The 24,115-nt window shown below is 71.1% G+C and carries 23 protein-coding genes and 2 pseudogenes; 7 read left to right on the forward strand and 18 right to left on the reverse strand.

The features are described 5' to 3' along the window. Positions 1-3: 3 nt before the first annotated feature. Positions 4-459: a helix-turn-helix transcriptional regulator gene (locus ACWEQO_RS13640; RefSeq protein ID WP_361459661.1), complete on the reverse strand. Its 456-nt coding sequence runs from the start codon at positions 457-459 to the stop codon at positions 4-6. A gap of 192 nt (positions 460-651) precedes the next feature. Between ACWEQO_RS13640 and msrA the strand changes: the two genes are divergently transcribed. Next, positions 652-1,173 carry a peptide-methionine (S)-S-oxide reductase MsrA gene (gene msrA, locus ACWEQO_RS13645; protein WP_361459660.1) on the forward strand — a complete coding sequence of 174 codons (522 nt, stop codon included), beginning with the start codon at positions 652-654 and terminating at the stop codon, positions 1,171-1,173. A 69-nt stretch (positions 1,174-1,242) separates the two neighbouring features. Here the strand turns inward: msrA and ACWEQO_RS13650 are convergent, their stop codons facing one another. Then, on the reverse strand, positions 1,243-1,716 hold the full coding sequence (locus ACWEQO_RS13650) for a carboxymuconolactone decarboxylase family protein (protein WP_361459659.1): 474 nt from the start codon (positions 1,714-1,716) through the stop codon (positions 1,243-1,245). A 337-nt stretch (positions 1,717-2,053) separates the two neighbouring features. Between ACWEQO_RS13650 and ACWEQO_RS13655 the strand changes: the two genes are divergently transcribed. Together ACWEQO_RS13655 and ACWEQO_RS13660 are read left to right on the forward strand one after the other, a co-directional pair. Continuing rightward, the gene (locus tag ACWEQO_RS13655) at positions 2,054-2,278 is read left to right on the forward strand and encodes a hypothetical protein (RefSeq protein ID WP_361459658.1); all 225 of its coding nucleotides are present in this window, start codon (positions 2,054-2,056) and stop codon (positions 2,276-2,278) included. A gap of 358 nt (positions 2,279-2,636) precedes the next feature. Then, on the forward strand, positions 2,637-4,913 hold the full coding sequence (locus tag ACWEQO_RS13660) for a catalase (RefSeq protein ID WP_452982392.1): 2,277 nt from the start codon (positions 2,637-2,639) through the stop codon (positions 4,911-4,913). Positions 4,914-4,982: 69 nt separating this feature from the next. On the opposite strand, the gene ACWEQO_RS13665 is transcribed toward ACWEQO_RS13660, so the two are convergent. Further along, on the reverse strand, positions 4,983-5,435 hold the full coding sequence (locus ACWEQO_RS13665; protein WP_361459656.1) for a phospholipase: 453 nt from the start codon (positions 5,433-5,435) through the stop codon (positions 4,983-4,985). 295 nt (positions 5,436-5,730) lie between these two features. Here ACWEQO_RS13665 and ACWEQO_RS13670 point away from each other — a divergent pair, with 295 nt between their 5' ends. Then, the gene (locus ACWEQO_RS13670) at positions 5,731-6,519 is read left to right on the forward strand and encodes an SAM-dependent methyltransferase (RefSeq protein WP_452982395.1); all 789 of its coding nucleotides are present in this window, start codon (positions 5,731-5,733) and stop codon (positions 6,517-6,519) included. Positions 6,520-6,555: 36 nt separating this feature from the next. Here the strand turns inward: ACWEQO_RS13670 and yicI are convergent, their stop codons facing one another. Beyond that, positions 6,556-8,826 carry an alpha-xylosidase gene (gene yicI, locus ACWEQO_RS13675; RefSeq protein ID WP_452982398.1) on the reverse strand — a complete coding sequence of 757 codons (2,271 nt, stop codon included), beginning with the start codon at positions 8,824-8,826 and terminating at the stop codon, positions 6,556-6,558. Positions 8,827-9,194: 368 nt separating this feature from the next. Here yicI and ACWEQO_RS13680 point away from each other — a divergent pair. Beyond that, positions 9,195-9,630 (forward strand): annotated as a pseudogene (locus tag ACWEQO_RS13680) (carbohydrate ABC transporter permease); the annotation flags it as partial. A gap of 76 nt (positions 9,631-9,706) precedes the next feature. Here ACWEQO_RS13680 and ACWEQO_RS13685 read toward each other — a convergent pair. Both ACWEQO_RS13685 and ACWEQO_RS13690 read right to left on the reverse strand, forming a co-directional pair. After that, positions 9,707-10,372 carry a CBS domain-containing protein gene (locus tag ACWEQO_RS13685; protein WP_452982401.1) on the reverse strand — a complete coding sequence of 222 codons (666 nt, stop codon included), beginning with the start codon at positions 10,370-10,372 and terminating at the stop codon, positions 9,707-9,709. Between the two features lie 215 nt (positions 10,373-10,587). Next, entirely contained in the window at positions 10,588-11,010 is a 423-nt protein-coding gene (locus ACWEQO_RS13690) for a hypothetical protein (RefSeq protein WP_452982404.1), read from the reverse strand. A 95-nt stretch (positions 11,011-11,105) separates the two neighbouring features. On the opposite strand from ACWEQO_RS13690, the gene ACWEQO_RS13695 reads away from it, so the two are divergent. Then, positions 11,106-11,306, forward strand: coding sequence for a type II toxin-antitoxin system VapB family antitoxin (locus ACWEQO_RS13695; protein ID WP_361459651.1), 201 nt, complete (start codon positions 11,106-11,108; stop codon positions 11,304-11,306). Positions 11,307-11,381: 75 nt separating this feature from the next. Here the strand turns inward: ACWEQO_RS13695 and ACWEQO_RS13700 are convergent, their stop codons facing one another. The 11 genes from ACWEQO_RS13700 to ACWEQO_RS13750 form a co-directional block, all read right to left on the reverse strand. Continuing rightward, positions 11,382-12,491, reverse strand: a complete 1,110-nt coding sequence (locus ACWEQO_RS13700) for an ABC transporter substrate-binding protein (protein ID WP_452982407.1) — start codon at positions 12,489-12,491, stop codon at positions 11,382-11,384. A gap of 418 nt (positions 12,492-12,909) precedes the next feature. Beyond that, positions 12,910-13,353 (reverse strand): RrF2 family transcriptional regulator, encoded by a 444-nt coding sequence (locus tag ACWEQO_RS13705; protein WP_452982410.1) that lies wholly within the window; start codon positions 13,351-13,353, stop codon positions 12,910-12,912. An 85-nt stretch (positions 13,354-13,438) separates the two neighbouring features. Continuing rightward, entirely contained in the window at positions 13,439-14,527 is a 1,089-nt protein-coding gene (locus tag ACWEQO_RS13710; protein WP_452982698.1) for a PP2C family protein-serine/threonine phosphatase, read from the reverse strand. A 472-nt stretch (positions 14,528-14,999) separates the two neighbouring features. After that, positions 15,000-15,953, reverse strand: coding sequence for an endonuclease/exonuclease/phosphatase family protein (locus tag ACWEQO_RS13715; protein WP_452982701.1), 954 nt, complete (start codon positions 15,951-15,953; stop codon positions 15,000-15,002). 220 nt (positions 15,954-16,173) lie between these two features. Beyond that, entirely contained in the window at positions 16,174-16,974 is an 801-nt protein-coding gene (locus ACWEQO_RS13720) for an enoyl-CoA hydratase/isomerase family protein (RefSeq protein ID WP_452982413.1), read from the reverse strand. Further along, positions 16,971-18,257, reverse strand: coding sequence for a cytochrome P450 (locus ACWEQO_RS13725; protein ID WP_452982416.1), 1,287 nt, complete (start codon positions 18,255-18,257; stop codon positions 16,971-16,973). Before ACWEQO_RS13725 ends, ACWEQO_RS13720 begins: the two co-directional genes overlap by 4 nt. A gap of 102 nt (positions 18,258-18,359) precedes the next feature. Further along, positions 18,360-19,661: a cytochrome P450 gene (locus tag ACWEQO_RS13730; protein ID WP_452982419.1), complete on the reverse strand. Its 1,302-nt coding sequence runs from the start codon at positions 19,659-19,661 to the stop codon at positions 18,360-18,362. Between the two features lie 101 nt (positions 19,662-19,762). Beyond that, positions 19,763-20,365, reverse strand: coding sequence for a GTP-binding protein (locus ACWEQO_RS13735; protein ID WP_361459644.1), 603 nt, complete (start codon positions 20,363-20,365; stop codon positions 19,763-19,765). Continuing rightward, positions 20,340-20,714 (reverse strand): DUF742 domain-containing protein, encoded by a 375-nt coding sequence (locus ACWEQO_RS13740; RefSeq protein WP_361459643.1) that lies wholly within the window; start codon positions 20,712-20,714, stop codon positions 20,340-20,342. Before ACWEQO_RS13740 ends, ACWEQO_RS13735 begins: the two co-directional genes overlap by 26 nt. Then, positions 20,711-21,112: a roadblock/LC7 domain-containing protein gene (locus ACWEQO_RS13745; protein ID WP_361459642.1), complete on the reverse strand. Its 402-nt coding sequence runs from the start codon at positions 21,110-21,112 to the stop codon at positions 20,711-20,713. Before ACWEQO_RS13745 ends, ACWEQO_RS13740 begins: the two co-directional genes overlap by 4 nt. Next, positions 21,109-22,314, reverse strand: a complete 1,206-nt coding sequence (locus ACWEQO_RS13750; protein ID WP_452982424.1) for an ATP-binding protein — start codon at positions 22,312-22,314, stop codon at positions 21,109-21,111. The genes ACWEQO_RS13745 and ACWEQO_RS13750 overlap by 4 nt, the downstream gene beginning before the upstream one ends. A 450-nt stretch (positions 22,315-22,764) precedes the next feature. On the opposite strand from ACWEQO_RS13750, the pseudogene ACWEQO_RS13755 reads away from it, so the two are divergent. After that, positions 22,765-23,441, forward strand: a pseudogene (locus tag ACWEQO_RS13755) (SAM-dependent methyltransferase). 59 nt (positions 23,442-23,500) lie between these two features. Here ACWEQO_RS13755 and ACWEQO_RS13760 read toward each other — a convergent pair. Continuing rightward, positions 23,501-24,076: a TerD family protein gene (locus tag ACWEQO_RS13760; RefSeq protein ID WP_361458339.1), complete on the reverse strand. Its 576-nt coding sequence runs from the start codon at positions 24,074-24,076 to the stop codon at positions 23,501-23,503. Between the last annotated feature and the right edge of the window lie 39 nt (positions 24,077-24,115).

Genomic DNA, 24,115 nt, shown 5'->3' on the forward strand with positions numbered 1-24,115 from the left:
ACGCTAGAGGGGGGCCGGGCCCGGGCGCTTCTCGATTTCTGACCGGTTCCTGACCGGTCTGGTCACCTGCTTCGCCACGCACGGCGGCAGCCCCGCCGCCGTGCTCGCCGCGCGGCGCCGATAGGCGCCGGGCGGCATGCCGACGAGCTCGGTGAAGCGCGTGCTGAACGTGCCCAGCGACGAGCAGCCGACCGCGAAACAGACCTCGGTGACGCTGAGGTCCCCGCGGCGCAGCAGCGTCATCGCACGCTCGATGCGCCGCGTCATCAGGTAGCTGTACGGCGACTCGCCGTACGCCGCCCGGAACTCCCGGCTCAGATGCCCGGCCGACATGTGCGCGCCACGGGCGAGCGCCTCGACGTCCAGCGGCTGTGCGTACTCCCGGTCGATCCGGTCGCGGACCCGGCGCAGCCGCGCGAGGTCGCGCAGGCGCTGCGCCGGGGCCGGTGAGTCGGTCATGTGCGAAATCGTACCCACACGCGCCGTCTGACCTGCTCGGAGTCCTCCGGATCGGACGGTCACGGGCGGAACAACGGGCATCCCCTCATGGTTGAGACCGCTGTAGGTACGGCTGCGACGGTGCGGGACCATGGAGCCCGCGAAGACGCGGCGGAACCGTCCGTCCAGGACCCGGGAGAAGGGCGAGAGCAGATGACGAGGACAGAGAAAACCGTGGAGACGGCGCTGCTGGCGGGCGGCTGTTTCTGGGGCATGGAGGAACTGATCCGCACGTTCCCGGGCGTCCTCGGCACACGGGTGGGCTACAGCGGCGGTGACGTCCCCAACGCCACGTACCGCAACCACGGCACCCACGCCGAGTCGATCGAGATCACCTACGACCCCGCCGTCACGGACTACCGCACGATCCTGGAGTACTTCTTCCAGATCCACGACCCGAGCACCAAGAACCGGCAGGGCAACGACATCGGGCTGAGCTACCGCTCCGCCATCTTCTACCTCGACGACGAGCAGAAGCGCGTCGCCGAGGAGACGATCGCCGATGTCGACGCGTCGGGTCTGTGGCCGGGCCCGGTGGTGACCGAGGTCGCGCCGGCCGGCCCGTTCTGGGAGGCCGAGCCCGAGCACCAGGACTATCTGCAGCGGTACCCGGACGGCTACACCTGCCACTTCGTCCGCCCCGGCTGGCGTCTGCCGAAGCGCGCGGAGTCCTGAGCCGCCGGGCGCCTGAGACCGCACCACAGGGGGCGCGCACACGAGGCGGCGCGCCCCTTGTGGTGTCCGTCAGCCGAACTGGCCGGGCTGGTAGTCGCCGGCGGGCTGCTGGTTGATGACGTTGATGCGGTTGTAGGTGTTGATGACGGCGATGAGGGAGATGAGGGCGACCAGTTGGTCCTCGTCGTAGTACTTGGTGGCGTTGGTCCAGGCCTCGTCGGTGACCCCGCCGGCGGCATCGGCGATGCGGGTGCCCTGCTCGGCCAGTTCGAGGGCGGCGCGCTCGGCGTCGGTGAAGACGGTGGCCTCGCGCCAGGCGGCGACGAGGTGGAGGCGCTGGGCGGTCTCCCCGGCGTGGGCGGCGTCCTTGGTGTGCATGTCGGTGCAGAAGCCGCAGCCGTTGATCTGGCTGGCGCGGATCTTCACCAGTTCCTGCGTGGCGTGCGGCAGGCCCGATTCCGAGACGGCCTTGCCCGCCGCGTTGATGTGCTTCAGCACCTTGGTCGCGAGCGCGTTGCCGAAGAGGTTGATACGGGCATCCATGGTGATCTCCTGGTTCGCGTGTGCGGTGACACACTTCTGACGAGACGGCCCGCCGGGATGTGACAGGTTCCCGGGATGTGATGTACGTCTCCCGGCCGGGGGCGGCCCGCGGAGGCGGCCCGCGGGGGCGGCGGGACGGGCCGCGGCGGGCTCGCGGAGGCGTCGTCCACGGAGCGGCGGACGAGCGATAGCCTGACGGCATGCAGGACCACCCCTCCGCACCCGCCGAGAGCGGCGCCGCCCTGCCGCGCGTTCAGGGCCGCGGTCAGGACTGACACCCCGGCCCGGTACGGGAACAGTGAGGGGACGGGAAGGCCGGACGGGGAGCGGAGTGTCGGTGAGCGAGCGTCGGGAACGCGACTGGACGGACATGACGCCAGGAGATTTCGACCGTGACGCCCCGCTGCACCTGAACGTGGGCACCGGTCCCGTCGTGGTGCCGGCCGAGCCGGACGAGTACGGCACGGCGCCCCTGTTCGGCGAGGAGCTCCCGGCCCGACGCACCGCCCCGCGCCGCCTCCCGCGCGGCGGCGCGCCCGCCGAGCAGGAACACCTGTTCTGACTCGGGTTCAGGCGGACGCTTCCGGAGCGGGGATGCCGCACGGGGGACCGAAAGGGTGACCGGCCCGTGTCGGGTGCCGGCGGGCCGTATTCTCCGTGCCTCGGTTCCCGGGAGCGGGGTACGCGGACGGGGCGGCCGGCCCGGCGCGACGGGAAAGGGGAGAACGGCACGGGCGCTTCGCGGCGCGGGGTTCACCCCATCGGAGCGCGCCCGCTGCGTGGGACTCCTCGTCGTGAGACGTTGACGACCTGAGTGCCCCTTTTCCCGGTGCTTGTCGGCGCTCGGCCGTCCGCAGTCGGCAATCGAACACCCGGTCACCCCAGCCGTGGCCGCTACGAAGCGGAGGAGTGTCACCCCCATGAGCGAGGCCAACCCCGTCAAGAAGGCCGCCCAGAAGATCACCGACAGCCTGCAGGGCGACGCCGCGGGCCCGGAGGGGGGAATTCCCGGCAAGCCGGGCTCCGAGTCGCCGGCCGTGGCCGAGCCGACCGAGCCCCGCGGGCCGCTGCCGCCGAAGCCCGACCAGAGCGGCCCGGACACCGTCTCGCCCACCGGCTCGCCGACCGGGGCCGACCAGGCCAGGGTGGCCCAGTCCGGGAGTTATCTGACGAACGCGCAGGGCACCCGGCTGTACGACACCGACCACTCGCTCAAGGCCGGCCCGCGCGGTCCGGTACTCCTCCAGGACCACCACCTGCGCGAGAAGATCATGCACTTCGACCACGAGCGCATCCCGGAGCGCGTGGTCCACGCCCGGGGCGCGGGCGCCCACGGCGTCTTCCGGAGCTACGGCACGGCGGCCTCCGTGACCAAGGCGGGCTTCCTCGCAGCGGACGTCGAGACCCCGGTGTTCGTACGGTTCTCCACGGTGGTCGGCTCGCGCGGCTCCGCCGACACGGTGCGCGACACCCGTGGTTTCGCGACGAAGTTCTACACCAGCGAGGGCGTCTTCGACCTGGTCGGCAACAACATCCCGGTCTTCTTCATCCAGGACGCCATCAAGTTCCCGGACGTCGTCCACGCCGTGAAACCGCACCCCGATCGGGAGATCCCGCAGGCGCAGAGCGCGCACGACACCTTCTGGGACTTCGTCTCGCTGCACACCGAGGCCACCCACCACACGATCTTCTTCATGGGCGACCGCGGCATCCCGCGCTCCTACCGGATGATGGAGGGCTTCGGCGTCCACACCTTCCGCCTGGTGAACGCCGAGGGCGGCACGACCCTGGTGAAGTTCCACTGGAAGCCCAAGCTGGGCGTGCACTCCCTGGTGTGGGACGAGGCTCAGCTCATCAACGGCAACGACCCCGACTTCCACCGCCGGGACCTCGCCGACGCCATCGAGGCCGGGGCCCACCCGCAGTGGGAGCTGGGCATCCAGACCTTCCCCGACATCCCGGAGCAGACCTTCGAGGGCATCGACCTGCTGGACCCGACGAACATCGTGCCCGAGGAGCTCGCGCCGGTGCAGCCCATCGGGCTGATGACCCTCAACCGCAACCCGTCCAACTTCTTCGCCGAGACCGAGCAGGTGGCCTTCCACGTCGGGCACCTCGTGCCCGGCATCGACGTCACCGACGACCCGCTGCTCGCGGGACGGCTGTTCTCGTACCTGGACACCCAGATCACCCGCCTCGGCGGCCCCAACTTCCCCCAGTTGCCCATCAACCGTCCCCACGCGCCGGTCAACGACATGCTGCGCGACGGCATGCACCAGACCGCCGTGCACCGGGGGGTGGCCCCCTACCGGCCCAACTCCCTGGACGGCGGCTGCCCGTTCACCGCGGGCGCGGACACGGGCGCCTTCATCGAGACGCCGGTGAGAGTCCCGGAGGGGCGAAAGGTGCGCGAGGCGCCGGAATCGTTCGCCGACCACTTCAGCCAGCCCCGCCGGTTCTGGCTGAGCATGAGCCCGGTGGAGCGCGAACACATCATCGGCGCCTACATCTTCGAGCTGGGCAAGTGCTACGAGGAGGCCATCCGGGTAAGGACCCTGCAGGTCCTGGCCAACATCGACCCCGAACTGTGCGCCGGCGTGGCCGAGGGACTCGGGCTGCCCGCGCCGGAGCCCACCGTGCCGCTCGCCGACGTCGAGCCGAGCCCGGCGCTCTCGCAGGTCGGGCGGACCTGGCCGGTGGACGGCCGCGTCATCGGCATCCTCACCGCCCCGGACGGCGACCTCGACGGGGTGCGGGCGGTACGCGAGGCGGTGCTCGAGGCCGGCATGGTTCCGCTGGTCGTCGCGCCGAACGGCGGCACGCTCGGCACGGGCAAGAGCGCCCTGACGGCCCAGCGCAGCTACGTCACCGCGCGCTCCATCGAGTTCGACGCCGTCCTGGTGGCGGGCCCGCCGGCCGTCAGCGGCGACGCGCCCGGCGTGCGCGACGGCAAGGGCGCGCCCGCCGTGCCCCGGCCGTCGACGGACCCGCGGGTCGACCAGTTGTTGGCGGAGGCCTTCCGGCACGGCAAGGCGATCGGCGCGTGGGCGGGCGGCGAGTCGGCCCTCGAGGCGGCAGGCGTACCCGCCGGCGCCCCCGGGATCGTCGTCGCCGACTCCGGTTCCGCCGTGCTCGAGCAGGTCAGGGAACTGCTGGGCTCGCACCGGGTCTGGGAGCGTTTCGGCGCCCAGGTCTGACACCTCCCCTCCCCGGGACTCCGGCGGCCGGGACCTGCCCACGCGGCGAGGTCCCGGCCGCCGTCGTCGTCAGCCGAAGGCCCTGACCGCCTGGTAGTAGGTCCACGCGGTGCTGTTGCAAGCGGTCTTGGTGGCGCCGCTGTAGCCGGTGCAGACCCGCTTGAGGTCTTCGTGGAAGGCGTTGTCGAGGCGTGCCTTGTTGGCGTCGAAGGAGCCGGCCGCCTTGTAGTTGCGGTAACCGAAGTCGTGACGCGCGCAGGAGGTGGCGAAGGGAAAGCCGAACGGGTTGTCGGGGGAGGTGGAGCAGTAGTCGGTGCTCCAGTCGAACCCGTAGGCGGCCCAGGCGGCTTGGTTGGACCGCGCCGCGGCCCACTGGTTGTAGCTCGAGGCACTGGTCTGGGTCCAGTTCGAGAGGACCTGGGCCTTGTCGGCGGGAACCGCGTCGGCGGCCGTGGCGGTGCCCAGCACGCTGACGGCGGCGAGGGCCGAGGCGGCCAGTGCGGTGGCGAGTCTACGGTGCATCCCGAACCTCCATGGGGCTGCGATCCGGCCATCGGATCGCAGGTTCATGACAATAGAGATGCCCGTGCCGTCGGTGCTTTCACACCACGTCCGACTTGACGGCTTGTCAGCATCCGGCTCCACCGGGCGTCGTGAGCGCGTATCGGGGATGAACGGCGCACCCGGAACCGACTCTGTCCCGCCGGCCGGGCGGTGCTCCGCCCCTCTGTGTCAACTAGCTCTGTATGAAGGTGTGTTGATGTGAAAGACTCGGTGATCGTCAGCAGCCCTGATCCATCGTGGGACGGAGTCCTCCATGCCGGTCGGCAGGTCCAATCCTCCGCAGATCGACACCAGCAAGGCACATCCCGCGCGGGTCTACGACTGGTTGCTCGGCGGCAAGGACAACTACCCCGTGGACGAGGCCGTCGGCGAGAAGCTGCCGCCCGAGGCACGGGACGGCGCCCGGCAGAACCGTCAGTTCATGCACCGGGCGGCGGCCTGGCTCGCCGGGCAGGGCGTCGACCAGTTCCTCGACATCGGCACGGGCATCCCCACCGAGCCGAACCTGCACCAGATCGTGCAGTCCGTCGTTCCGGCCGCGAGGATCGTCTACACCGACAACGACCCCATCGTCCTGCGGCACGCGGAGACCCTGCTGATCAGCGGCCCCGGGGGCGTCACCGACTACATCCAGGCCGATGTGCGCAGTCCGGAAAAGATCATCGAACACGCCCGGACCGTCCTCGACTTCGGGCGTCCGGTCGCGCTGTCCCTGATCGCCCTCCTGCACTTCATCCCCGATGACCAGGAACCCCTGTCCATCGTCGGCGAGTTGCTCTCCGCGCTCCCGTCGGGCAGCTACCTCGTGCTGTCGCACGCCGCCTCCGACCGGCACGCGGAACTGGCCGCGCAGGTCGCCGACGAGTACGCCAGAGCCGGCATCCGCCTCGGCTTCCGCACCCGTGACGAGGTCGCCCGCTTCTTCGACGGCCTGGACATGGTGGAGCCGGGCCTGGTGACCGCACCGGAGTGGTTCCGGACGGCCCCGGCCCCCGCACCCGAGGACAGCGGCATCTACGCGGGCGTCGCACGGCTCCGCTGACGCGGCACCGCCCCGCCCCGGCCGCCGTCGCGCTCGTCACCCCACCGGCACCGTCACCTCACCCGCCCCCCGGGCCTGCGCCCCGCCCGCGACACGCACCGTGAACGGCCGCTCGGTCCCCGAGGCGGTGACCCGCAGGACGTCGCCGTCGCGCAGGACCCGGAAGGCCGCGGCCCGCGCACCGGTGGTGCCGGGCACGGTGATCTCGGCCGCGTAGTCGGGCGAGGCGGTCGGATGGACGAGGAGGACCGGCGCGTCCAGCCAGTCGCCGTCCGGCCGCGAGTCGTCGCCGGCCAGGGGCAGGACGGCGCCCTCCCGGACGTACAGCGGGAGGCTGTCGTAGCCGTGCCGTTCGGTGCGCCAGCCCGGACCGGTGACCTTCTCGCCGCTCAGCAGGTGGGTCCAGGCGCCCTCCGGCAGGTAGACCTCGACCTCGCCGTCCGGGCCGAACACGGGCGCCACCAGGAGGTCGGGGCCCAGCATGTACTGCCGGTCGAGCGGACGGCACGTCGGATCGCCGGGGAACTCCAGCATCATCGGCCGCATCATCGGCACACCGGTGGCGTGCGTCTCGACGGCCGCGCCGTACAGGTACGGCATCAAGCGGTGCTTGAGCAGGGTGAACCGCCGGGCTACGTCGACCGCCTCGTCGCCGAACTCCCACGGCACCCGGTACGACGAGGAGCCGTGCAGCCTGCTGTGCGAGGAGAGCAGACCGAAGGCGAGCCAGCGCTTGAACACCTCGGGGTCGGGCGTGCCCTCGAAGCCGCCGATGTCGTGGCTCCAGAAGCCGAACCCGCTCAGCGACAGCGACAGACCGCCCCGCAGCGACTCGGCCATGGCCTCGAAGGAGGACCAGCAGTCCCCGCCCCAGTGCACGGGGTACTGCTGCCCGCCGGCCGTCGCGGACCGGGCGAACAGCACGGCCTCACCCTGCCCGCGCTCCTTCTCGAGGAGCTCGAACACCGTCCGGTTGTACAGCTGCGTGTAGTAGTTGTGCATCCGCTCGGGGTCCGAGCCGTCGTGCCAGACCACGTCGGTGGGGATGCGCTCGCCGAAGTCCGTCTTGAAGCAGTCCACGCCCTGGTCGAGCAGGGCCTTGAGCTTCGATTGGAACCAGGCGCGCGCCTCGGGGCTGGTGAAGTCGACCAGGCCCATGCCGGCCTGCCACAGGTCCCACTGCCACACGTCGCCGCCGGGCCTGCGCACCAGATGCCCGAGGGCGGCGGCCTCGGCGAAGAGCGGGGACTTCTGGGCGATGTAGGGGTTGATCCAGGCGCTGATGCGCAGGCCCTTCTCCTTGAGCCGGGCCAGCATGCCGTCCGGGTCGGGGAAGACGTCGGGATCCCACTGGAAGTCGCACCACTGGTACTCGCGCATCCAGAAGCAGTCGAAGTGGAAGACGGACAGCGGGATGCCGCGCTCGGTCATGCCGTCCACGAACGACGTGACGGTCGCCTCGTCGTAGGACGTGGTGAACGAGGTGCTGAGCCACAGGCCGAACGACCAGGCCGGGGGCAGGGCGGGGCGGCCGGTGAGGGCCGTGTAGCGGCTGAGCACGTCCTTCGGGGTGGGGCCGGCGACGACGTAGTACTCCAGCGACTGGTCCTCGACGCTGAACTGCACCTGCCCCACGGACTCCGAGCCGATCTCGTAGGAGACAGCCCCGGGATGGTTGACGAAGACGCCGTAGCCGCGGGAGGAGACGTAGAACGGGACGTTCTTGTAGGACTGCTCGCTGCTCGTGCCGCCGTCGGCCTGCCAGACGTCGACGGTCTGGCCGTTCCTGACGAACGGGGTGAAGCGTTCGCCGAGGCCGTAGATCTGCTCCCCGACACCGAGCGCCAGCCGGGTCAGCATGTGGTGGGCCCCGTCGCCGGTGGTGGCGAAGGCGGTGCCCTTGGCGTCCGCGCGGGTCAGCTCACGGCCGTCCGCGTCGTGGAAGCCGAGCGTGAAGGGGCCGGACCCGTCGAGGCGGAGGGTCAGCGGACCGCTGGTCAGCTCGGTGACCGGGCCGTCCGTGCGCACCGTCCCGGCGCCGTCCGGATCGCCGGTGAGGACGAAGTCGGGACCGGGGCGCCGCTTGCCCGCGTGGTGGGTGACGCGGACGCCGATGACGCCCTCGGCGGGGGAGAAGCACTCGACCGTGACCAGGGGGGCGTTGAGGGTGTCACCTCGACGGGTCACTCTCCTGAGGGCGGCATAGCTGGTGAAGCGCTTCGATTCCGTGCGCACATCGCGCAACTCGGTGGCGTACGAGATCTGGACGCCCTCGCGGATGCGCCAGAAGCCGTCGGTGAACTTCATGATCTTCCTCGGAGGGGGAGGGGTGATGGCGGGAAGAGGGCCGTGCCTGACCAGGAACTATGACAGGTCCGGGAGTTCCTGTCACGCCCTGGAGCGAGGGGATCCCGCCGTCGGGGCCAGCGCGACCGGTTCTCGCCGGAGTATTGGTGATCAGGTCGAACACATGGCGTCCGGCCCGTAGCGTGGGGTCGTGCGCGAGCAGCGTACGCCGGAAGGATCGACTGTTCGTCGAAGCGCTTCACCAACCCTGATGAGCCGCCGACCCGGTGAACAGCCGGGCCGACCCCACCCGAGGGCACCCACCGTGACAGCACATCCCCCGGTCGCCGCACTGCGCGGGCGCCGACGCCCTCCACAGCTCCTAGGCCGAGCTCGGACCGGTCGACTCCCGCTTCGGCCTGATGCTCGCTGACGCCTCGCTCGGCATCCCGTTCTCCATCGTGCTGATGCGCGCCTTCACGGTGTCCGTCCCGGGCGAGGTCCTCGAGGCCGCGCAGCTCGACGGCGCCGGACCGTTGCGCACCTTCGTCCGGGCGGTGCTGCCGACGAGCCGCAACTCACTGCTCACCTCCGGCCTGTTCGCCTTCCTGTTCTCGTGGAGCGACTTCATGTTCGCGCTCACCCTGAACACCACCGACGAAGTCAAACCGATCACCCCGGGCGTCTACCGGTACATCGGCGCCTACGTCGGCGGCTGGGGCCCGGTGAGGGCCGCGTCCGTACTGTCCGCCGTGCCGGCGGCGATCCTGCCTCCTCGCCCCGAAGCACATCGCCGCCGGCGTCACCAGGGGGTCCGTCACATGACCACCGCACGCTCCGAGCCGGGCCTGAACGCATGAGCCACTTCCCCGGCGGGCTCCGCCGGGCGGGCCGGGCGGGGTCAGTCCGCCCGGCCCGGACCGCCGTCGCCGCCGGCCCCGGGCACCGTACGGAACTCCACGTCGACGACTCCGTCGACGTTGCGGCACAGCTCCTCGAGCTCCTCGGCCGTGGCCCGGGACGACAGCTGTCCGATGAGGCTGACATGGCCGTGCGTCACGTTCACCTCGACCGCCGAGGGCGCCTCACCGAGCGTACGCACCAGCACGTCCTCGACGATCTCCGTACGGATCGCCCGGTCCTCGCGCACGAAGACGCGCAGCAGGTCGCTTCTGCTCACCACACCCCTCAGCCGCCCCGCCGGATCGACCACCAGCAACCGCTTGATCCCGCGCCGTGCCATCATCCGGGCGGCGTCCACCACGCTCCAGTCCTCGGCGGCGCACAGCGCGGGCGACGTCATCAACCCGGCGGCGTCGGTGGCCCACGCCTTCTCCGGCCGGTGCTCCACTCCCGGCCCCTCGGCGTCACCCTCCTGCCGGCCCCACATCTTGTGCAGCAGGTCCGCCTCGGACACCACGCCCACCGGGCGGTCGTCGGCGTCCACGACGGGAACGGCCGTGATGTCGTACTCGAGCAGCAGATGCGCGATCTCCTTGAACGGTGTGGCCGCCTGGATCCGGACGACCGCGTCGCTCATCACATCGCGCACCTTCTGGTGGCTCATCGTGCTGGTTCCTCTCTCACTGCCGGCGCAGGACCGATGGAGGGACGGCCCAGTGCGCCCGGGGCCGTCACCACCACCATTGTCGGACGGCACGCGTGAGCGGAGAAACGACAAAGGCCCGCGTCGGCGGCACCGCCGGGGGAAAGAGGCCACGATCACCGGTCCGGCCCCCCGGTGAAGCCCGCCCCGGGCCCGGGGGGCACGAGGCGCCGGCCTCAGCGCCCGGACGCCGGCGCGGGCGGCACCGGCGTCCCCTCCTCGGTCCCGTACTTCGTACCGTCGTCGTACTCGGTGACGGTGAACGAGTCCAGCACCTCGCCGACCTCCTTGCCGGTGGCCGACCGGTCGTCCCACCCGGCCGCGACGACGGCCTCGTGGCGCAGCCGGTCCCTGGTGACCCGGATCCCCTGGAACGTGGAGGTGTGCCCGGCGCGGACCACCCGCGTCGCACCGTTGCGGGTCCACACGTCGTCGTCCTCGGAGGCGAGATCGTGGTACTTCGGCCCCGGGACGGCCACCGTGCAGACGGGTCCCGTCGTCACGCCGGGTGTGCCGGTGGCGTCCTCGTCGGCGAACCCGCGGGCGCACACGTGGTCGTGGCCCCTCGGCACCAGGTCGATGCCGCTGCACCGGAACACGGGGAGCCCCGCGTGCGCGGGTACGGTGGCGAGCCCGCCTTGTAGAGTTCGGTGATCCGGGTCCACGGAGTGCCCGATGCCGTCAGGAGAGCGCCATGGCCAAGGTCACCGTCACACTCGATGCCGAACTGGTCGTGGAGGTCATGGTCCTGGCCGGAGTCGGGTCGCCGCAGGACGCCGTCGAACTCGTGGTGCGGGACTACATCGCCCGCGGCCACCGTACGGAGGCCCGCACCGAACTCACCGACCGGAACCTGCGCGAGGTGGACACCAAACCGCAGGAGCCGCAGGGCTGAGCCCGGGGCGCCAAGGGGAGCGGCGACCGTCGTCACGGCCGCCGCTCCGAGGAACTCACCTGGAGCGGACCGGGGTCACCGCTCGACGCCGAGACCCGCGTCGTCCACCTCGTCCTTGCCCTCGGCCCTGAGCACCTTGTTCAGCGGTGCGAGGTCGTAGATGCCGTCCAGGGCGGGCTGCTTCAGCAGGCCGGCCTTCACCGCGTGCCGCGCCTGGGAGTCGAGGGTGGCGGCCAGCGGGTCGTCCAGGAAGGTGATGGACTCCCAGGCCGGGTCGAGGACGTCCTCGGGCAGGGCCTTGCCGGACAGTTCCTCGAGGGCCTTGTTCGCGGACTCCTTGGCCTTGTCGGGGTTGGCCTCGATCCAGTCGTTGGTCTTCACCGAGCCGCGCAGCACGGCCTCGACGACGTCCGGGTGCTCCTCGAGGAACTTCTGCGACACGATGATGTTCGTGATCACGAACTTCTTGTCGGGCCACAGGTCGGCCTCGTCCAGCAGCACCTCGGCGCCCTCCGCGACCAGCTTGGACGCCGTCGGTTCCGGCACCCAGGCGCCGTCGATCGAACCGGACTTGTAGGCGTCGGGCGCCACCTTGTTGTCGGTGCGGACGACGGAGACGTCGCCCTTGCCGCTCTGCGCGTCGACCTTCCAGCCCTTCTCCGCGATCCAGTTGAGGAACGCGACGTCCTGGGTGTTGCCGAGCTGCGGGGTCGCGATCCTCTTGCCCCTGAGGTCGTCCTCGGACTCGATCCTGTCCGGGTTCACCACCAGCTTCACGCCGCCGGAGGCGGAACCGCCGATGATGCGCAGGTTCTTGCCCCGGGACCTGGTGAATCCGTTGATGGAGGGGGAGGGGCCGATCCAGCCGATGTCGATGGAACCGGCGTTCAGCGCCTCGATCTCGGACGGCCCGGCGTTGAAGGTCGCCGACTTGATCCGGGTGCCGCCGAGCTCCTTCTGCAGCAGGCCCTCCTCGATGCCCACCAGTGCGTTGGCGTGGGTGAGATTCGGGAAGTAGCCGAGCTTCACCTCGTCGACGGACAGCTTCTCGGCGTCCGCCGCGACCTCGGACCGCTTGCCGTCGTCGGTGGACCGGGAGCCGTAGCCGCACGCGGTGAGCAGGAGGGGCAGGGTCGCGGTGACGGCGGCGGCGCGCAGGAGGGCGCGGGGGCTTGCGGCAGACACGGAGGTGTCCTTTCGGGGTGATCGGCGCGGAGAAGGTCGATACGCCGACATGAAGACGCGGATGCGCGAATGTCGCGGATACGCGGAGATACGGCGGGGAGACCGGGGGAGGGGTCGCCGCGTCGTTTCGGGAGTACCGGAAAGCGGGACTACCCAGAGACGGACGGCCTGGGCGCGGAGCGGCGACAGATGGCGCTCGACGCGCGGCCGAAGTCGATGTGACGGCGCGAGGTCAGGTGGGGCAGCAAGCGGGCCGTGCGGTCCGGTGCGCGCATGGCAGGCCCCTCCCATCCCTAGTTTCCTACCTGGTTGCTAGGGATCGTGGCAGACCGGGACCCTCCCTCCAAGGGGGTTTCCGTATTCTGGTGGAACTCATCTCATGATCTGAGATCCGAGTCCCGGGTGGCCGTCCGCTCGCTCAGGGGTTGACCCAGGCGTCCGGGGTATCGGTCAACGCGGTGACCTCGGCGGGGAGTTCGGTCGCGGCGACGTCGGCCAGGATCTCGCGCACGTTGGACCGCAGTGCGATCCACAAGGGGAGCAGCGACTCGGCGGGGCCGGTGTAGGACAGGTCCGGCGGGCGGGCCCCGCGCACCGAGACCAGCGGTCCGTCCACGACGCGGATGACGTCGGCGATGCTGATGTCCTCGGCGGGCCTGGCCAGTCGGTAGCCGCCGTTGCCGCCGCGCCGGCTGAGGACGAGACCGCCCCGGCGCATGTCGTTCAGGATGTCTTCGAGGAACTTGTGCGGGATGTCCTGGCCGTCGGCGATGGCCTCGGCCTTGAGGAGGGCGTCGCCTCGGGCCGTGGCGAGCTGCAGCGCGGCCCGTACCGCGTAGTCCGCCCTGGCTGAGATCCGCATGTCCGTAGTGTCCCGCACGCTCCGGCGGGTGTCCGGCGGGTGTCCGGTGGGACCGGCGGCCAGCCTGCCGGGCGCCCGGCACCGGTCAGGCGGCGTCCCTCCGGTCGGCGGATCCGGCGCAGAGGACCGAGGCGGGGGCCGCGGACCCGGGGGCGGCGGACTCGGAGACGGTGGGCTTGCGGAGCAGGAGGAGCGCGGCGTCGTCGTGCAGCCGTCCGCCCACGTGCGCCAGCAGTTCCTCGTGCAGCGCGGCGACCGTGCGGGCCGGGTCGTCGTACAGGTGCCGGGACAGGCCTTCGGCGAGAGGGTGGAACGCACGGTCGGCGTCGCGGGCCTCGGCGACACCGTCGGTGTAGAGCAGCAGCTGGTCGCCGTCCTCGAAGGGGAGCGCCTGGAGGCCCGGAGCCTCGCCGGTCAGGGCGCGCAGCCCCAGTGGCGGCGCCGGCCGCACGGGTTCCACCGGTACCACGGTCGTACCGCGGACCAGTAGCGGAGGCGCGTGCCCGCAGTTCACCACCTCCAGGCGGCCGGGCCGCGGATATCCGGCGACCACGGCGGTGACGAAGTCGTCGTTGCCCAGGTTGCGGGCCAGGCTCCGCTCGATCCGGCCCACGACGGCCGGCAGATCGGGCTCGCCGTGGGCCGCCTCGCGGAAGACGCCGAGGACGAGAGAAGCGGTCTCCACGGCCGGAAGGCCCTTGCCGCGCACGTCGCCGACGATGAGCCGCACCCCGTACGGGGTGGCCGTGAGGGCGTAGAGATCCCCGCCGATCCGGGCCTCCGCCGCGGCTGCGCTGTAGTGGACGGCGACCTGGAAGGGGCCGACGGTCTTCGGGGACGGTTGGAGGAGGGCGTGCTGGGCGGTCTCGGCCACGGAGCGGACGGCCGCCAGGACGCACTCACGGCGCTCCCGTACCGCGGCGGCCAGGCTGCCGGCCGGCGTCACGCTCCCCAGCACCGCGAGCACGGCGGTCAGATTCCTGCCGGAGATTTCGTCCCTGGTTCCCAGGACGAGGCTCAGGGACGTTGCGAGGAGGCCGACACCGACGACCCCGCGCCATCCGCAGGTGGCGGCCGCCAGCGCGGGCCCGGCGGCGAGCAGGGGAAGCCAGATCAGACCCGTTCCGACGACGACGTCGATGACCGCGAGGAGGCAGACGAGCAGCAAGGGCAGTACGGGCGTGCCGGCGGCCCGGTGCGCGAGCGCCCGGAGCCGGGGGAGCGGCGGGCGGCCGGGCGCCGTTCCCCCGGCGACCCCGAATCGGGCGGTGCCCGCCGCGATGCCGTCGGGCGTGACTCATGTGTCGTCCGCAATCCTCACTCGTGCGCGGCGCGCGTTCCTGGACGTTCTCTTCGTCCTGATTAGCCCGGGTTCGTCCAGGAGGGAAGGATGCAGGATGCGCTGAGCGCTTCGCAGGAGGCCGATTCTCGGATAGGGAGAGAAAGAGAAAGGCTTCGGGTGGCACGCTCGGCGATGGGCAGCGGCAGCCCCGCCTCACGCGCCGGCTGCTTCGCCGGCGCGCCGTTCTCGTGTGCGCTCACCGCTTCCGTCAGGCGGAAGGTGCGCTGTACGGAGGAGATGAGCGTGGGGCCCGGGGGCCCGCGACATGACACACCCCCGGCACCGGGCGGTCCGGCCGGCGGCCTCAGTCGAGGGTGATGCGCGCGGCGACCGGAAGATGGTCGCTGCTGGTGGCGGGCAGGGTGCGGATGTGGCGGACGGTGGCCGAGCGGGCCATGACCTGGTCGATCCGGGCCAGGGGCAGCGCGGCGGGGAAACTCAGGGCGAAGCCGCGCTCCGCCACGTTCATCCGCGAGGTCAGCGGGGTCAGGCCGCGGTCGTCGACGGTGCCGTTGAGGTCGCCGAGGAGGATCACCGTCTCCAGTTCCTCGGCGGCGACCGCCCTGCCCAGCAGACGGGCGCTCTCGTCCCGGTGGGCGGAGGCGAGACCGCTCGCCCCGATCCGCATCGAGGGCAGGTGGGCGACGTACGCCGCGACGTCCCCGTGCGGTGTGCGGACCACGGCCCTCAGCCCGCGGCTCCAGGGCTCGGTGATCCCCGGGGGTCTGATGTCCAGCAGCCGGGCATCGCTGAGCGGATGCCTCGACCAGAGGCCGACGGTGCCCCGCACCGCGTGGTACGGGTAGCGCCGGGCGAGCGTCCTCTCGTAGAGCGGCAGCGCCGCCGGCACCAGTTCCTCCAGTGCGATGAGGTCGGGCCCGGCGTCGGCCAGGGCACGGGCCGTGGCCGCCGGGTCGGCGTTCTCGTCGCTGACGTTGTGCTGCACCACCACCAGGTCCCGCGGACCGGCGGGCGGCCCGGGCAGGAGCAGCCCGCCGAAGAGACACGTCCAGGCCGCCACGGGCAGCAGCAGGGCCACCAGCGCGAGGGCCGAACGCCGCAGCAGCGCCAGGACGAAGAGCACCAGGACCACCGGGCCCAGCCAGGGCAGGAACGACTCCAGCAGGCTGCCCACCCGGCCGACGGCGTTCGGCACGGCACGGTGGAACACCAGCAGCCCCGCCGACAGCACCGCGGCCACCGCGACCACCCGCCCGCGCGTCCCCGTCCCCGCCACCGGCAGCGCGCCGCGGCCCATCCGTTCCCCCACGGCTCCCCGTCCGCACGACCGACCTTGCTCTTCCCAGGACGCGCCACCGCGTGACGCGGTTGCAGGCCGGCCGGCGACCCTCGGCCGCCCGGTGGGGGCCGAGGCCGTCGCGGTGCTCGACCGAAACGTCCCGGCCCCGGCGAAGGACACGACGAGGCCCCCGGAAGCCGACGGCTTCCAGGGGCCGGTGACGCTGTGGAGGGCGCGGTCAGCGGGACGTACGCATATGGTGCACTTCGCTGGCGACCGCCGCCATCAGTTCGGGGTCCAGGACCGACGCGTCGGCGAGCCGGGTCGAGGCGGTCAGGGAGTTCAGCAGCGTCTTGGTGACCCGCACGGCGGGCAGCGAGCGCCGCAGGAGCGGTCTGGTCCACTCGTCGACCGCGGCGTCGAGCGCCTCCTCGGGCACGACCTTCTGCAGGATCGACAGACCGAGGGCCTCCTGGGCGGGGAGGGGGCGTCCGGTGAGGATGATTTCACGCACGGACGCGGCTCCGACCTCGCTGATCAGCCGCGGCAGCAGGCCGCCCCACGCCGTGGGCAGACCGAGGGCGAGTTCGGGCAGCCGGAAGCTCGCGGTGTCGGCGCCCACCCGCAGATCGCAGGCGAGGGCGAGGGCGAAGCCGGCTCCGATGGCCCTGCCCTGGACGCGGGCGATGGTGACGGCGGAGTGGGACGCCAGCGCGTCGCACACCCGCCTGGCCTTGACGCCGGAGACCCGGATGCCGTTGCCGGTGGCGTCGTGGGCGAGGTGACCGGCGAACTCCTCGCGGTCCCCGCCGAGGCAGAAGTCCGGCCCGGCGCCGGTCATCACCAGGACGCGCACCGAGGGGTCCTGGTCGTCCAGCACGGTGAGCAGGTCGTCCAGCATGGCCTCGCTGACCACGTTGCCCTGCTCGGGAAGGTTCAACTCGATGGTGAGGACAGGACCCTGCCGGTGGGTGCGCAGGGTCTTCAGTATCCGGTCGTCGGGATCGTCGGAGGCGCCGTACAGGAGCGGGGCGTTCATACCGTCACTTTCAGGGAGGTGATGCGGCGGAAGACGACACGGGTGGTGTCGTACGTGGGAGGTGCGACGGGCCGCAACGTGGGAAAACGTTTCAGTAGTCGGACGAGGAGTTCACGCGCCTCGAGCCGTGCGAGGGCCGCTCCGAGACAGTAGTGCGCGCCGCCGCCGAAGGTGAGGTGCCCGCCGTTGCGCAGGATGTCGAAGGTGCCGGGGTCGGGGTTGCGGCGCGGGTCGTGGGCGGCGGATCCGTACAGCACGTGAACGGTGGTGTCCTTCGCGATCGGCACGCCCGCGAGGATGGTGTCGTCGGCGGCGACACGGGAGTTGACGAACACGGGCGGGTCGTAGCGCAGCGTCTCCTCGATCGCGTCGTCGATGTGCTCGGGGTGCCGCCGCAGCCAGTCGGCGCGCGAGGGGTCCTGGGTCAGCAGCCAGACGGCGTTGGTCATCAGGACGGCGCTGGTCTCCAGGGAGGCGATGGTGATGAACATCGTCAGGTCGTAGATCACCCGGTCCGCCGCGGCCCGGTCGTCCGGGTACCGGGCGTCCCAGTAGTGGATCCAGCCGGTGAGGACATCGTTGCCGGGGTGCGCGCGCCGGTGCCGGACGAGATCGGTGAAGTAGGCCCGCATCTCCAGGGTGGCCTGGGCGGATATCGCGAGTTCGCTCTTGGTGGGCAGCAACTCCTGGGCGTAGACCTGCCGGTGGGTGAAGTCCAGGATGTGCGCGTGGTCGTCCGGGTCGAGGCCGAGCCACTGGCCGACGGTGCGGACGGGCAACTGCTCGCCGACGACGGTGTTGAAGTCCGCCTCACCGTCGGCGTCGAGCCGGTCCGCGAGTTCGTCGAGGAGGCCGGAGGCGAGAGAGGCGATCCGGGGACGCAGGCGTTCGATCGAGGAGCGGTCGAAGGGGTTGCCCAGGGCCCGCCGCTGGCAGGTGTGGGTGGGGGCGTTGAGACGGGGCAGGGTTCTGGTCATCTCGCGGGTGGCGGTGGCTTCCCAGCGTTCCTGGCCGGGCTGGCGTTCCTGCCAGGCGAAGTCCGGGACGAGCCAGTTCCTGCCGCGCAGGACCTGGCTGCACGCCTCGAACCCGGTGACGAAGTAGCCGCCCCAGGGGGCGCGTACGACGTCCCCCATGGAACGGAGTTCCTCCCAGACGGGAAGCGGGTCGGTCTGTCCTTCACTCGAACGCAGTCGACGGAGGAGGGAGATGACGGTTCGGCGGTCCGTGTTACTGGCGCCGGGAATGGTGCTGGTGTCACGTATTTCGCCAACGGCGGTCACGCGAAGCTCCTTTGGCTGGGCGCTGCCGGTACCGCCGGAATCTACCCTTCCACCCTCCTCCGTCATGCGCCACAGAGTGTTGCTCCTGTCACATGCAGTGCATCAGACGCGGAAGACGTCGAGGAAGCTGCTCCAGAAGCCCTTCCTCCGGCCCGACTCCCGCCGTGCCGGGGCGGCTTGGGCCACGGGCAGCGGCTGCTCCGCTCCGGCCGACGCGGCCCGGCGCTGCAGGGCCGCCGCCATCCGGGTGGCCGGCGACGGACTGAAGGTCGCCGGCAGTGTCACCAGCGCGCGGTGGAACGGTCCCGGCCGCCACTGCAGTTCCTCCCGCGGCACGGCCAGTGTCAGGTCGGGCAGCGCGTTGAGCAGCCGCTCGAGCGCGGTGATCGCGATGACCTGCGCCGGGTCCTTGGCGGGGCAGGCGTGCGGGCCGGCCCCCCATGCCAGGTGGGCGCCCCTGCTGCGGGTGCGGCGGGCCTCGGCGAGCGCGGGATCGCTGTTGGCGCCCGCGAAGGAGATGACGACCGGGGTGCCCGCCTCCACCACGTGGCCGCCGAGGTCGACGTCCTGGACCGGGTAGTGGGTCGCGTAGTTGGCGATGGGAGTCTCGTTCCACAGCACGTGATCGAGCGCCTCCTCGATCAGCATGCCGCTCTGCCGGCCGCCCGCGTCGGACAGCAACAGCGCCAGGGCGTTGCCGATGAGGTTGCGTTCGGGCTCCACCCCGGCGCCCATCAGCATCACCAGCTGGTCCTTGAGCTCCTCGTCGGTCAGCCCGGCCGGGTGCTGGATCAGCCAGGAGGTGACGTCGTCGCCGGGCTGGCGCCGCTTGAGGGCGATCAGCTCCATGAGGCAGGCGGTGAGGTCCTCGTTGGCGCGCAGGGCGTCCTTGCCGTCGAAGATCGCCGACATCGAGGTGGTGAGGGTGTCACCGATGTCCGCGGGGCAGCCGAAGAGCTTGTTGAACAGCAGCAGCGGCAGCAGCTTGGCGTAGTCGTTGAGCAGGTCGGCGCGGCCCCGCTCGCTGAACTGGTCGAGGAGGTAGTCGGCGATCGGCTCGACGTCACGGCGGATCCGGGTGATGTTGAGCCGGGCCAGGCTGTCGGTGACCGCCTTGCGCAGCCGCAGGTGCACCGCGCCGTCGGTGAACAGGCAGTTGGGCCGGTACGCCATCATCGGCAGCACCGGGTTGTCCATCCCGATGCGCCCCTCGTTCAGGGCCTTCCACCGGCGGGCGTCGCGGGCGAAGAGCTCGGTGTTCTGCAGGACGCGCAGCGCCATCTCGTGCCCGACGACCAGGGTGGCGTCCGCGCCCGGGGCGAGTTCGACCGGGCCGGCCGGGGCGTGGGCGCGCAGCCGGTCGTAGAGCGCCTGCGGGTCGGCGGCGAACGAGGCGTCGTGCATGGGGCATCTGCTGCCCGTGGGCGCAGACGTCGACTGAAGATCCATAAGTCGTCCTTGGTGATCCGGGAACCGCTGTTCCCGGTGGAGTGGGCGCGTGACGGTCAGGCGGTGCGTTCGAGCAGATGCCGGACCAGCGCGATCAGTGCCTTCGCGGAGGACTGCTGGTCACGGGCGTCGCAGTAGACGACGGGAGTGTCCGGCAGCAGGTCGAGCGCCTCACGCACCTCCGCTTCGCTGTACGTGGCCGAGGAGTCGAAGGTGTTGACGGCGATGGCGTACTCCAGGCCGTACCCCTCGACGAGGTCGATGACGGGGAAGGTCTCCTCCAGCCGCGCGGGGTCGACCAGGAGCAGGGCTCCCAGCGCACCGCGCGCCATGTCCTCCCACAGCTGCATGAAGCGCTGCTGTCCCGGCGTGCCGAACAGGTACAGCACGAGGTCTTCGCTCAGCGTGAGACGACCGAAGTCCAGGGCGACCGTGGTGGTGGTCTTGCCCGTCACGCCCCGCAGGTCGTCGACGTGGACGGAGGCCTGGGTCATCTTCTCCTCGGTGCGCAGCGGAGTGATCTCCGACAGCGAACCGATGAGGGTCGTCTTGCCCACGGCGAAATGCCCGACGACCAGGATCTTCGCGGCGTTGGTCACCGCGTCGGAGACGTAGATGGAGCCCTGGGCCGTCTCAGCTGATGAGGGATTGGAGTCCATGCAGAACCTTCTCGAGGGTCGCTCTGTCAACGTTCTGGGCCCGCGGCGGTTCGGCGCGGTGCAGCAGGTGCCCCTGCTCGTACAGGTCGGTCAGCAGCAGGCGGGCCACTCCGACCGGCAGGCCGAGGTGGCCGGCCACCTCGGCCACCGACAGGTAGCCCCCCGCGCACAGCTCCCAGATCGCCGTCACTTCGGGCCCGGCCCCGAGCGGGAGGGTCCGCTCGGGAGCCAGCGTGACGAGGGTGTGCAATGCAAGATCGTCCGAAGACGGCAGGCTCCGGCCACCGGTGATGACGTAGGAGCGGACGAAGTCGCTGGATACGGACCCTTCCTCGCCGGGAGCCGTCATGAGCCGACACCGCGGTTCGCGCGTGGCGCCACGCTCATCGCCTTGCTCAGAGCCGCCACCGTCTTCTGCATGCGGAACGACACGGCCTCCATGTCGACGTCCGGAGCCGCCGAGACGGCCAGGTAGGCGCCCTGACCGGCGGCGCTCAGGAAGATCCAGCCGCCGTCGTACTCGAGCAGCGTCTGCTTCCAGACGCCGTTGCCCGCCCCGACGAAACCGGCGACCGCCCGGCTGAGGGACTGCATGGAACTCATGGCGGCAGCGTTCGTCTCCGCGTCGTCGCGCGAGATGTCGTCCGAACGCTGAAGCAGCAGGCCGTCACCCGAGACGAGCACGGCGTGACGGGCACCACGCACCTCGAGCACGTCGTTCAGCACCCACGACAGGTCGGTGTTCACTGCTGATCAGGTCCTTCCATGGTGTTCGTGATCCGACCGAGCTGTGTGCCGCGGGCGAACGCCCCGAGGCGTGACGCGGTCACCTCGCTGGCCGGTTCGGAGGTCTGCTCGTCGACACCGGCCGTGTCGTCCGGTGCGGGCACCACCGAGATGGGGCCCTGCCGCCGGCGTCGCTTGGGAAGCCCGCCGTTCGTCCTGCCCACCACGCGGGAGGGGCCCACCGGGACGGGAGCCAGCCGCTGCGGGGCGGCCTCCTGGCTCACGGCCTCCTGGACGGGCTCGGCGGGGGCGGGCGCCTCGGCGGACAGGAGGCTTTCCGGTACACGGATCACTGCACGCACTCCGCCGTAGGGGGACACCGAACCGACGGAGACGGAGAAGCCGTACCGCGTGGCGAGCATGCCGCACACCGCGAACCCGAACCGGGGCGGGTCGCCCAGAGCGGTGATGTCGACCTCGTTGTCGGCCGACAGCAGGGTCGCCGCCCGGTCCTTGGTCTCCTGGTCCATGCCCAGGCCGGCGTCGTCGACGATGAAGCACACACCCGTCGGGACGGCCTGGATGTTGACCTCGACCGGTGTGCCCGGAGCACTGTAGGTGGTCGCGTTGTCCAGCAGCTCGGCCAGCACGACGGCCACCGGCTCCACGGCCTTGGCGGAGACGGAGACGCTGACCTGCGCGTGGATGCCGACCCGGTTGAAGTCCTTGATCCGCCCCTGGGCGCTGCGCGCCACGTCGTACACGGTCGCCGTGCCGTCACGCCGGCCCAGCCAGCCGCCGCACAGGACCGAGATGCCCTTGGCCCGGCGGCTGAACTGGCTGCCGGTGTGGTCCACCGACATCAGGTCGGCGAGGACCTCGCTGTCGTTGCCGTACTTCTTCAACAGGCCGTCCAGCAGCAGCTGCTGCTCCTCGGCGAGGGACTGCAGTGTCCCCATCGCCGACTTCAGCACCACTTTGGTCGACGACTCGGCGTCCGCGCGGACGTCGGCGAGGTCGCCCTGGTGCTGTGCGTTGAGAGTGGCGATGTACCCCTGCTGCTGGGCGAGCTGGCCCTGAGCCAGGCTCAGCTCCGATTCCAGGTCCTTCCTCGTTCTGCGGAGCGCCAGGTTGGTTCTCCGTGCCCTCATCACTGCGAACGCCGCAGCGATGAGCACCACCAGCAGGACCCACAACAGTGGGTCCCTGATCAATGACGTCATGAGTCTCTCTTCAAGTCGCATCGTGCGGGAGTGCGGAGGGTCCACCGATCCGACTCGAGGAATCCGGCCGTCGAACGGCTCGAGCCCGCAGGCGGACCTCACCTCACACCTTGGCGATGGGGCCTTAGAGACTGTCCCCCGTACGCGTTCATGACGCGCCGTCAGTCTACTGAAAGTTCGATGATCTTATCAGGTGCATATGCACAAAATGCTTGTCTCGTTCCCTGCCCGGTGACCCTCACCAGACCCTCACACGCCCGCCTTCCACGGGCCACCGAAGCGGAAAACGGCGGCGCGGGACGGGTCGGGCGCCGGGCCGAACGCCGGGCGGAACCGGCCCCGAGAGTCCGTCGGACAACTCCCGGGCTGTCGGCGCAAGTCGGCGGAACGCAGCAGAAGGAGACCTGGGGCGCCGACACCGCACAGCGCTACGACACCCCGGGCGCCGGCATGTCCGCGCCCGAGCGCCCGGAGCCGACCGTCGACCGGCTCGTCGGCCCCGCCGGAGAGGAGGCCGCACCCGAGTTCGCCATCGGCGCCGGCAGGGTGGCGGACCCCTTGCCGAGCGGGGGTGCCGGTCCCCGGCATCGAGCTGTCCGTCCCGATGGCGGAGAGGCACGGACCATGGCGGACGAAGCGGCGATCCCGGTGGTCATCGGTGACATGACGACCGCCGTCGCGCCGGGCGGACACGACCTCGTCCGCCTCGCCCACAACACCCCCTCCGACCTGTTCACCCGGGCCGAGCAGGCCGAGTGCTTCCGCAACGCCGCCCGCCGTCCCGTCCCCGGGGGCCGGTTCGTGATCGGGCTCCGGGTGCCGGAGCCGCGCAGGCTCCCGCCGGGCCAGGAGGCCGCGGTCTGGCAGTCCGAGCCCGGGCGCATCGGCCTGGACACGTACGGCGTCCTGCGTCAGCGGGTGGTGTCGCACCACTTCCGGTTCGACGGGACCCGGCAGGCGCGGCTGTTCCGCAGCCCCCACCGCTCCATCCGGCCGGCCGAACTCGACCTCATGGCCCAGCCGGCCGGCTTCGATCCGGAGGCCGGGCATGCGGACCGGGCCGGGGCTCCTTTCACCGCGGGTCGCGCTCCCGCGTCTCGATCTGCCGCGTCCCGCCCACCCGGTAGCGAACGAGCACGCCGGGCCGGCCCGTACGGGCCGGCCCGGCGGGTGGTCCGGCTCGGCGTCAGACGTTGACCCCGAAGTCCTGGGCGATGCCCGTCAGGCCGGAGGCGTAGCCCTGGCCGACGGCGCGGAACTTCCACTCGGCGCCGTGGCGGTAGAGCTCGCCGAAGACCATGGCCGTCTCGGTGGAGGCGTCCTCCGAGAGGTCGTAGCGGGCGATCTCCTGGTTGTTGGCCTGGTTGACGACGCGGATGAAGGCGTTGCGGACCTGGCCGAAGCTCTGGCCGCGGTTCTCGGCGTCGTGGATCGACACCGGGAACACGATCTTGTCGATCTCGGCGGGCACGCCGACGAGGTTCACCTTGACGCTCTCGTCGTCGCCCTCGCCCTCACCGGTGAGGTTGTCGCCGGTGTGCTCCACCGAACCGTCCGGGCTCTTCAGGTTGTTGTAGAAGACGAAGTGCTGGTCGGAGGGGACCTTGCCGGAACCGTCGATCAGCAGCGCGGAGGCGTCGAGGTCGTAGTCGGTGCCGGTGGTCGTGCGGACGTCCCAGCCGAGGCCGACCACGACCGCGGTCAGCCCCGGGGCCTCCTTGCTGAGAGAGACGTTGCCGCCCTTGGACAGGGAAACACCCACTGCGTACTCCTTCTTGGTTGTCCTTGCTCGTTCTCGGTG

It is taken from the genome of Streptomyces sp. NPDC004051, assembly GCF_053604275.1.

Excerpts from the sequence above, each read along its gene's own strand:
- ACWEQO_RS13715 (WP_452982701.1), bottom strand. The coding sequence starts at position 15,953 with ATGGGCCGCGGCGCGCTGCCGGTGGCGGGGACGGGGACGCGCGGGCGG.
- ACWEQO_RS13650 (WP_361459659.1), bottom strand. The coding sequence starts at position 1,716 with ATGGATGCCCGTATCAACCTCTTCGGCAACGCGCTCGCGACCAAGGTG.
- msrA (WP_361459660.1), top strand. The coding sequence starts at position 652 with ATGACGAGGACAGAGAAAACCGTGGAGACGGCGCTGCTGGCGGGCGGC.
- ACWEQO_RS13665 (WP_361459656.1), bottom strand. The coding sequence starts at position 5,435 with ATGCACCGTAGACTCGCCACCGCACTGGCCGCCTCGGCCCTCGCCGCC.
- ACWEQO_RS13640 (WP_361459661.1), bottom strand. The coding sequence starts at position 459 with ATGACCGACTCACCGGCCCCGGCGCAGCGCCTGCGCGACCTCGCGCGG.
- ACWEQO_RS13685 (WP_452982401.1), bottom strand. The coding sequence starts at position 10,372 with ATGAGCCACCAGAAGGTGCGCGATGTGATGAGCGACGCGGTCGTCCGG.
- ACWEQO_RS13670 (WP_452982395.1), top strand. The coding sequence starts at position 5,731 with ATGCCGGTCGGCAGGTCCAATCCTCCGCAGATCGACACCAGCAAGGCA.
- ACWEQO_RS13750 (WP_452982424.1), bottom strand. The coding sequence starts at position 22,314 with ATGACGTCATTGATCAGGGACCCACTGTTGTGGGTCCTGCTGGTGGTG.
- ACWEQO_RS13695 (WP_361459651.1), top strand. The coding sequence starts at position 11,106 with ATGGCCAAGGTCACCGTCACACTCGATGCCGAACTGGTCGTGGAGGTC.
- ACWEQO_RS13730 (WP_452982419.1), bottom strand. The coding sequence starts at position 19,661 with ATGCACGACGCCTCGTTCGCCGCCGACCCGCAGGCGCTCTACGACCGG.
- ACWEQO_RS13660 (WP_452982392.1), top strand. The coding sequence starts at position 2,637 with ATGAGCGAGGCCAACCCCGTCAAGAAGGCCGCCCAGAAGATCACCGAC.
- ACWEQO_RS13740 (WP_361459643.1), bottom strand. The coding sequence starts at position 20,714 with ATGACGGCTCCCGGCGAGGAAGGGTCCGTATCCAGCGACTTCGTCCGC.
- yicI (WP_452982398.1), bottom strand. The coding sequence starts at position 8,826 with ATGAAGTTCACCGACGGCTTCTGGCGCATCCGCGAGGGCGTCCAGATC.
- ACWEQO_RS13720 (WP_452982413.1), bottom strand. The coding sequence starts at position 16,974 with ATGAACGCCCCGCTCCTGTACGGCGCCTCCGACGATCCCGACGACCGG.
- ACWEQO_RS13735 (WP_361459644.1), bottom strand. The coding sequence starts at position 20,365 with ATGGACTCCAATCCCTCATCAGCTGAGACGGCCCAGGGCTCCATCTAC.
- ACWEQO_RS13705 (WP_452982410.1), bottom strand. The coding sequence starts at position 13,353 with ATGCGGATCTCAGCCAGGGCGGACTACGCGGTACGGGCCGCGCTGCAG.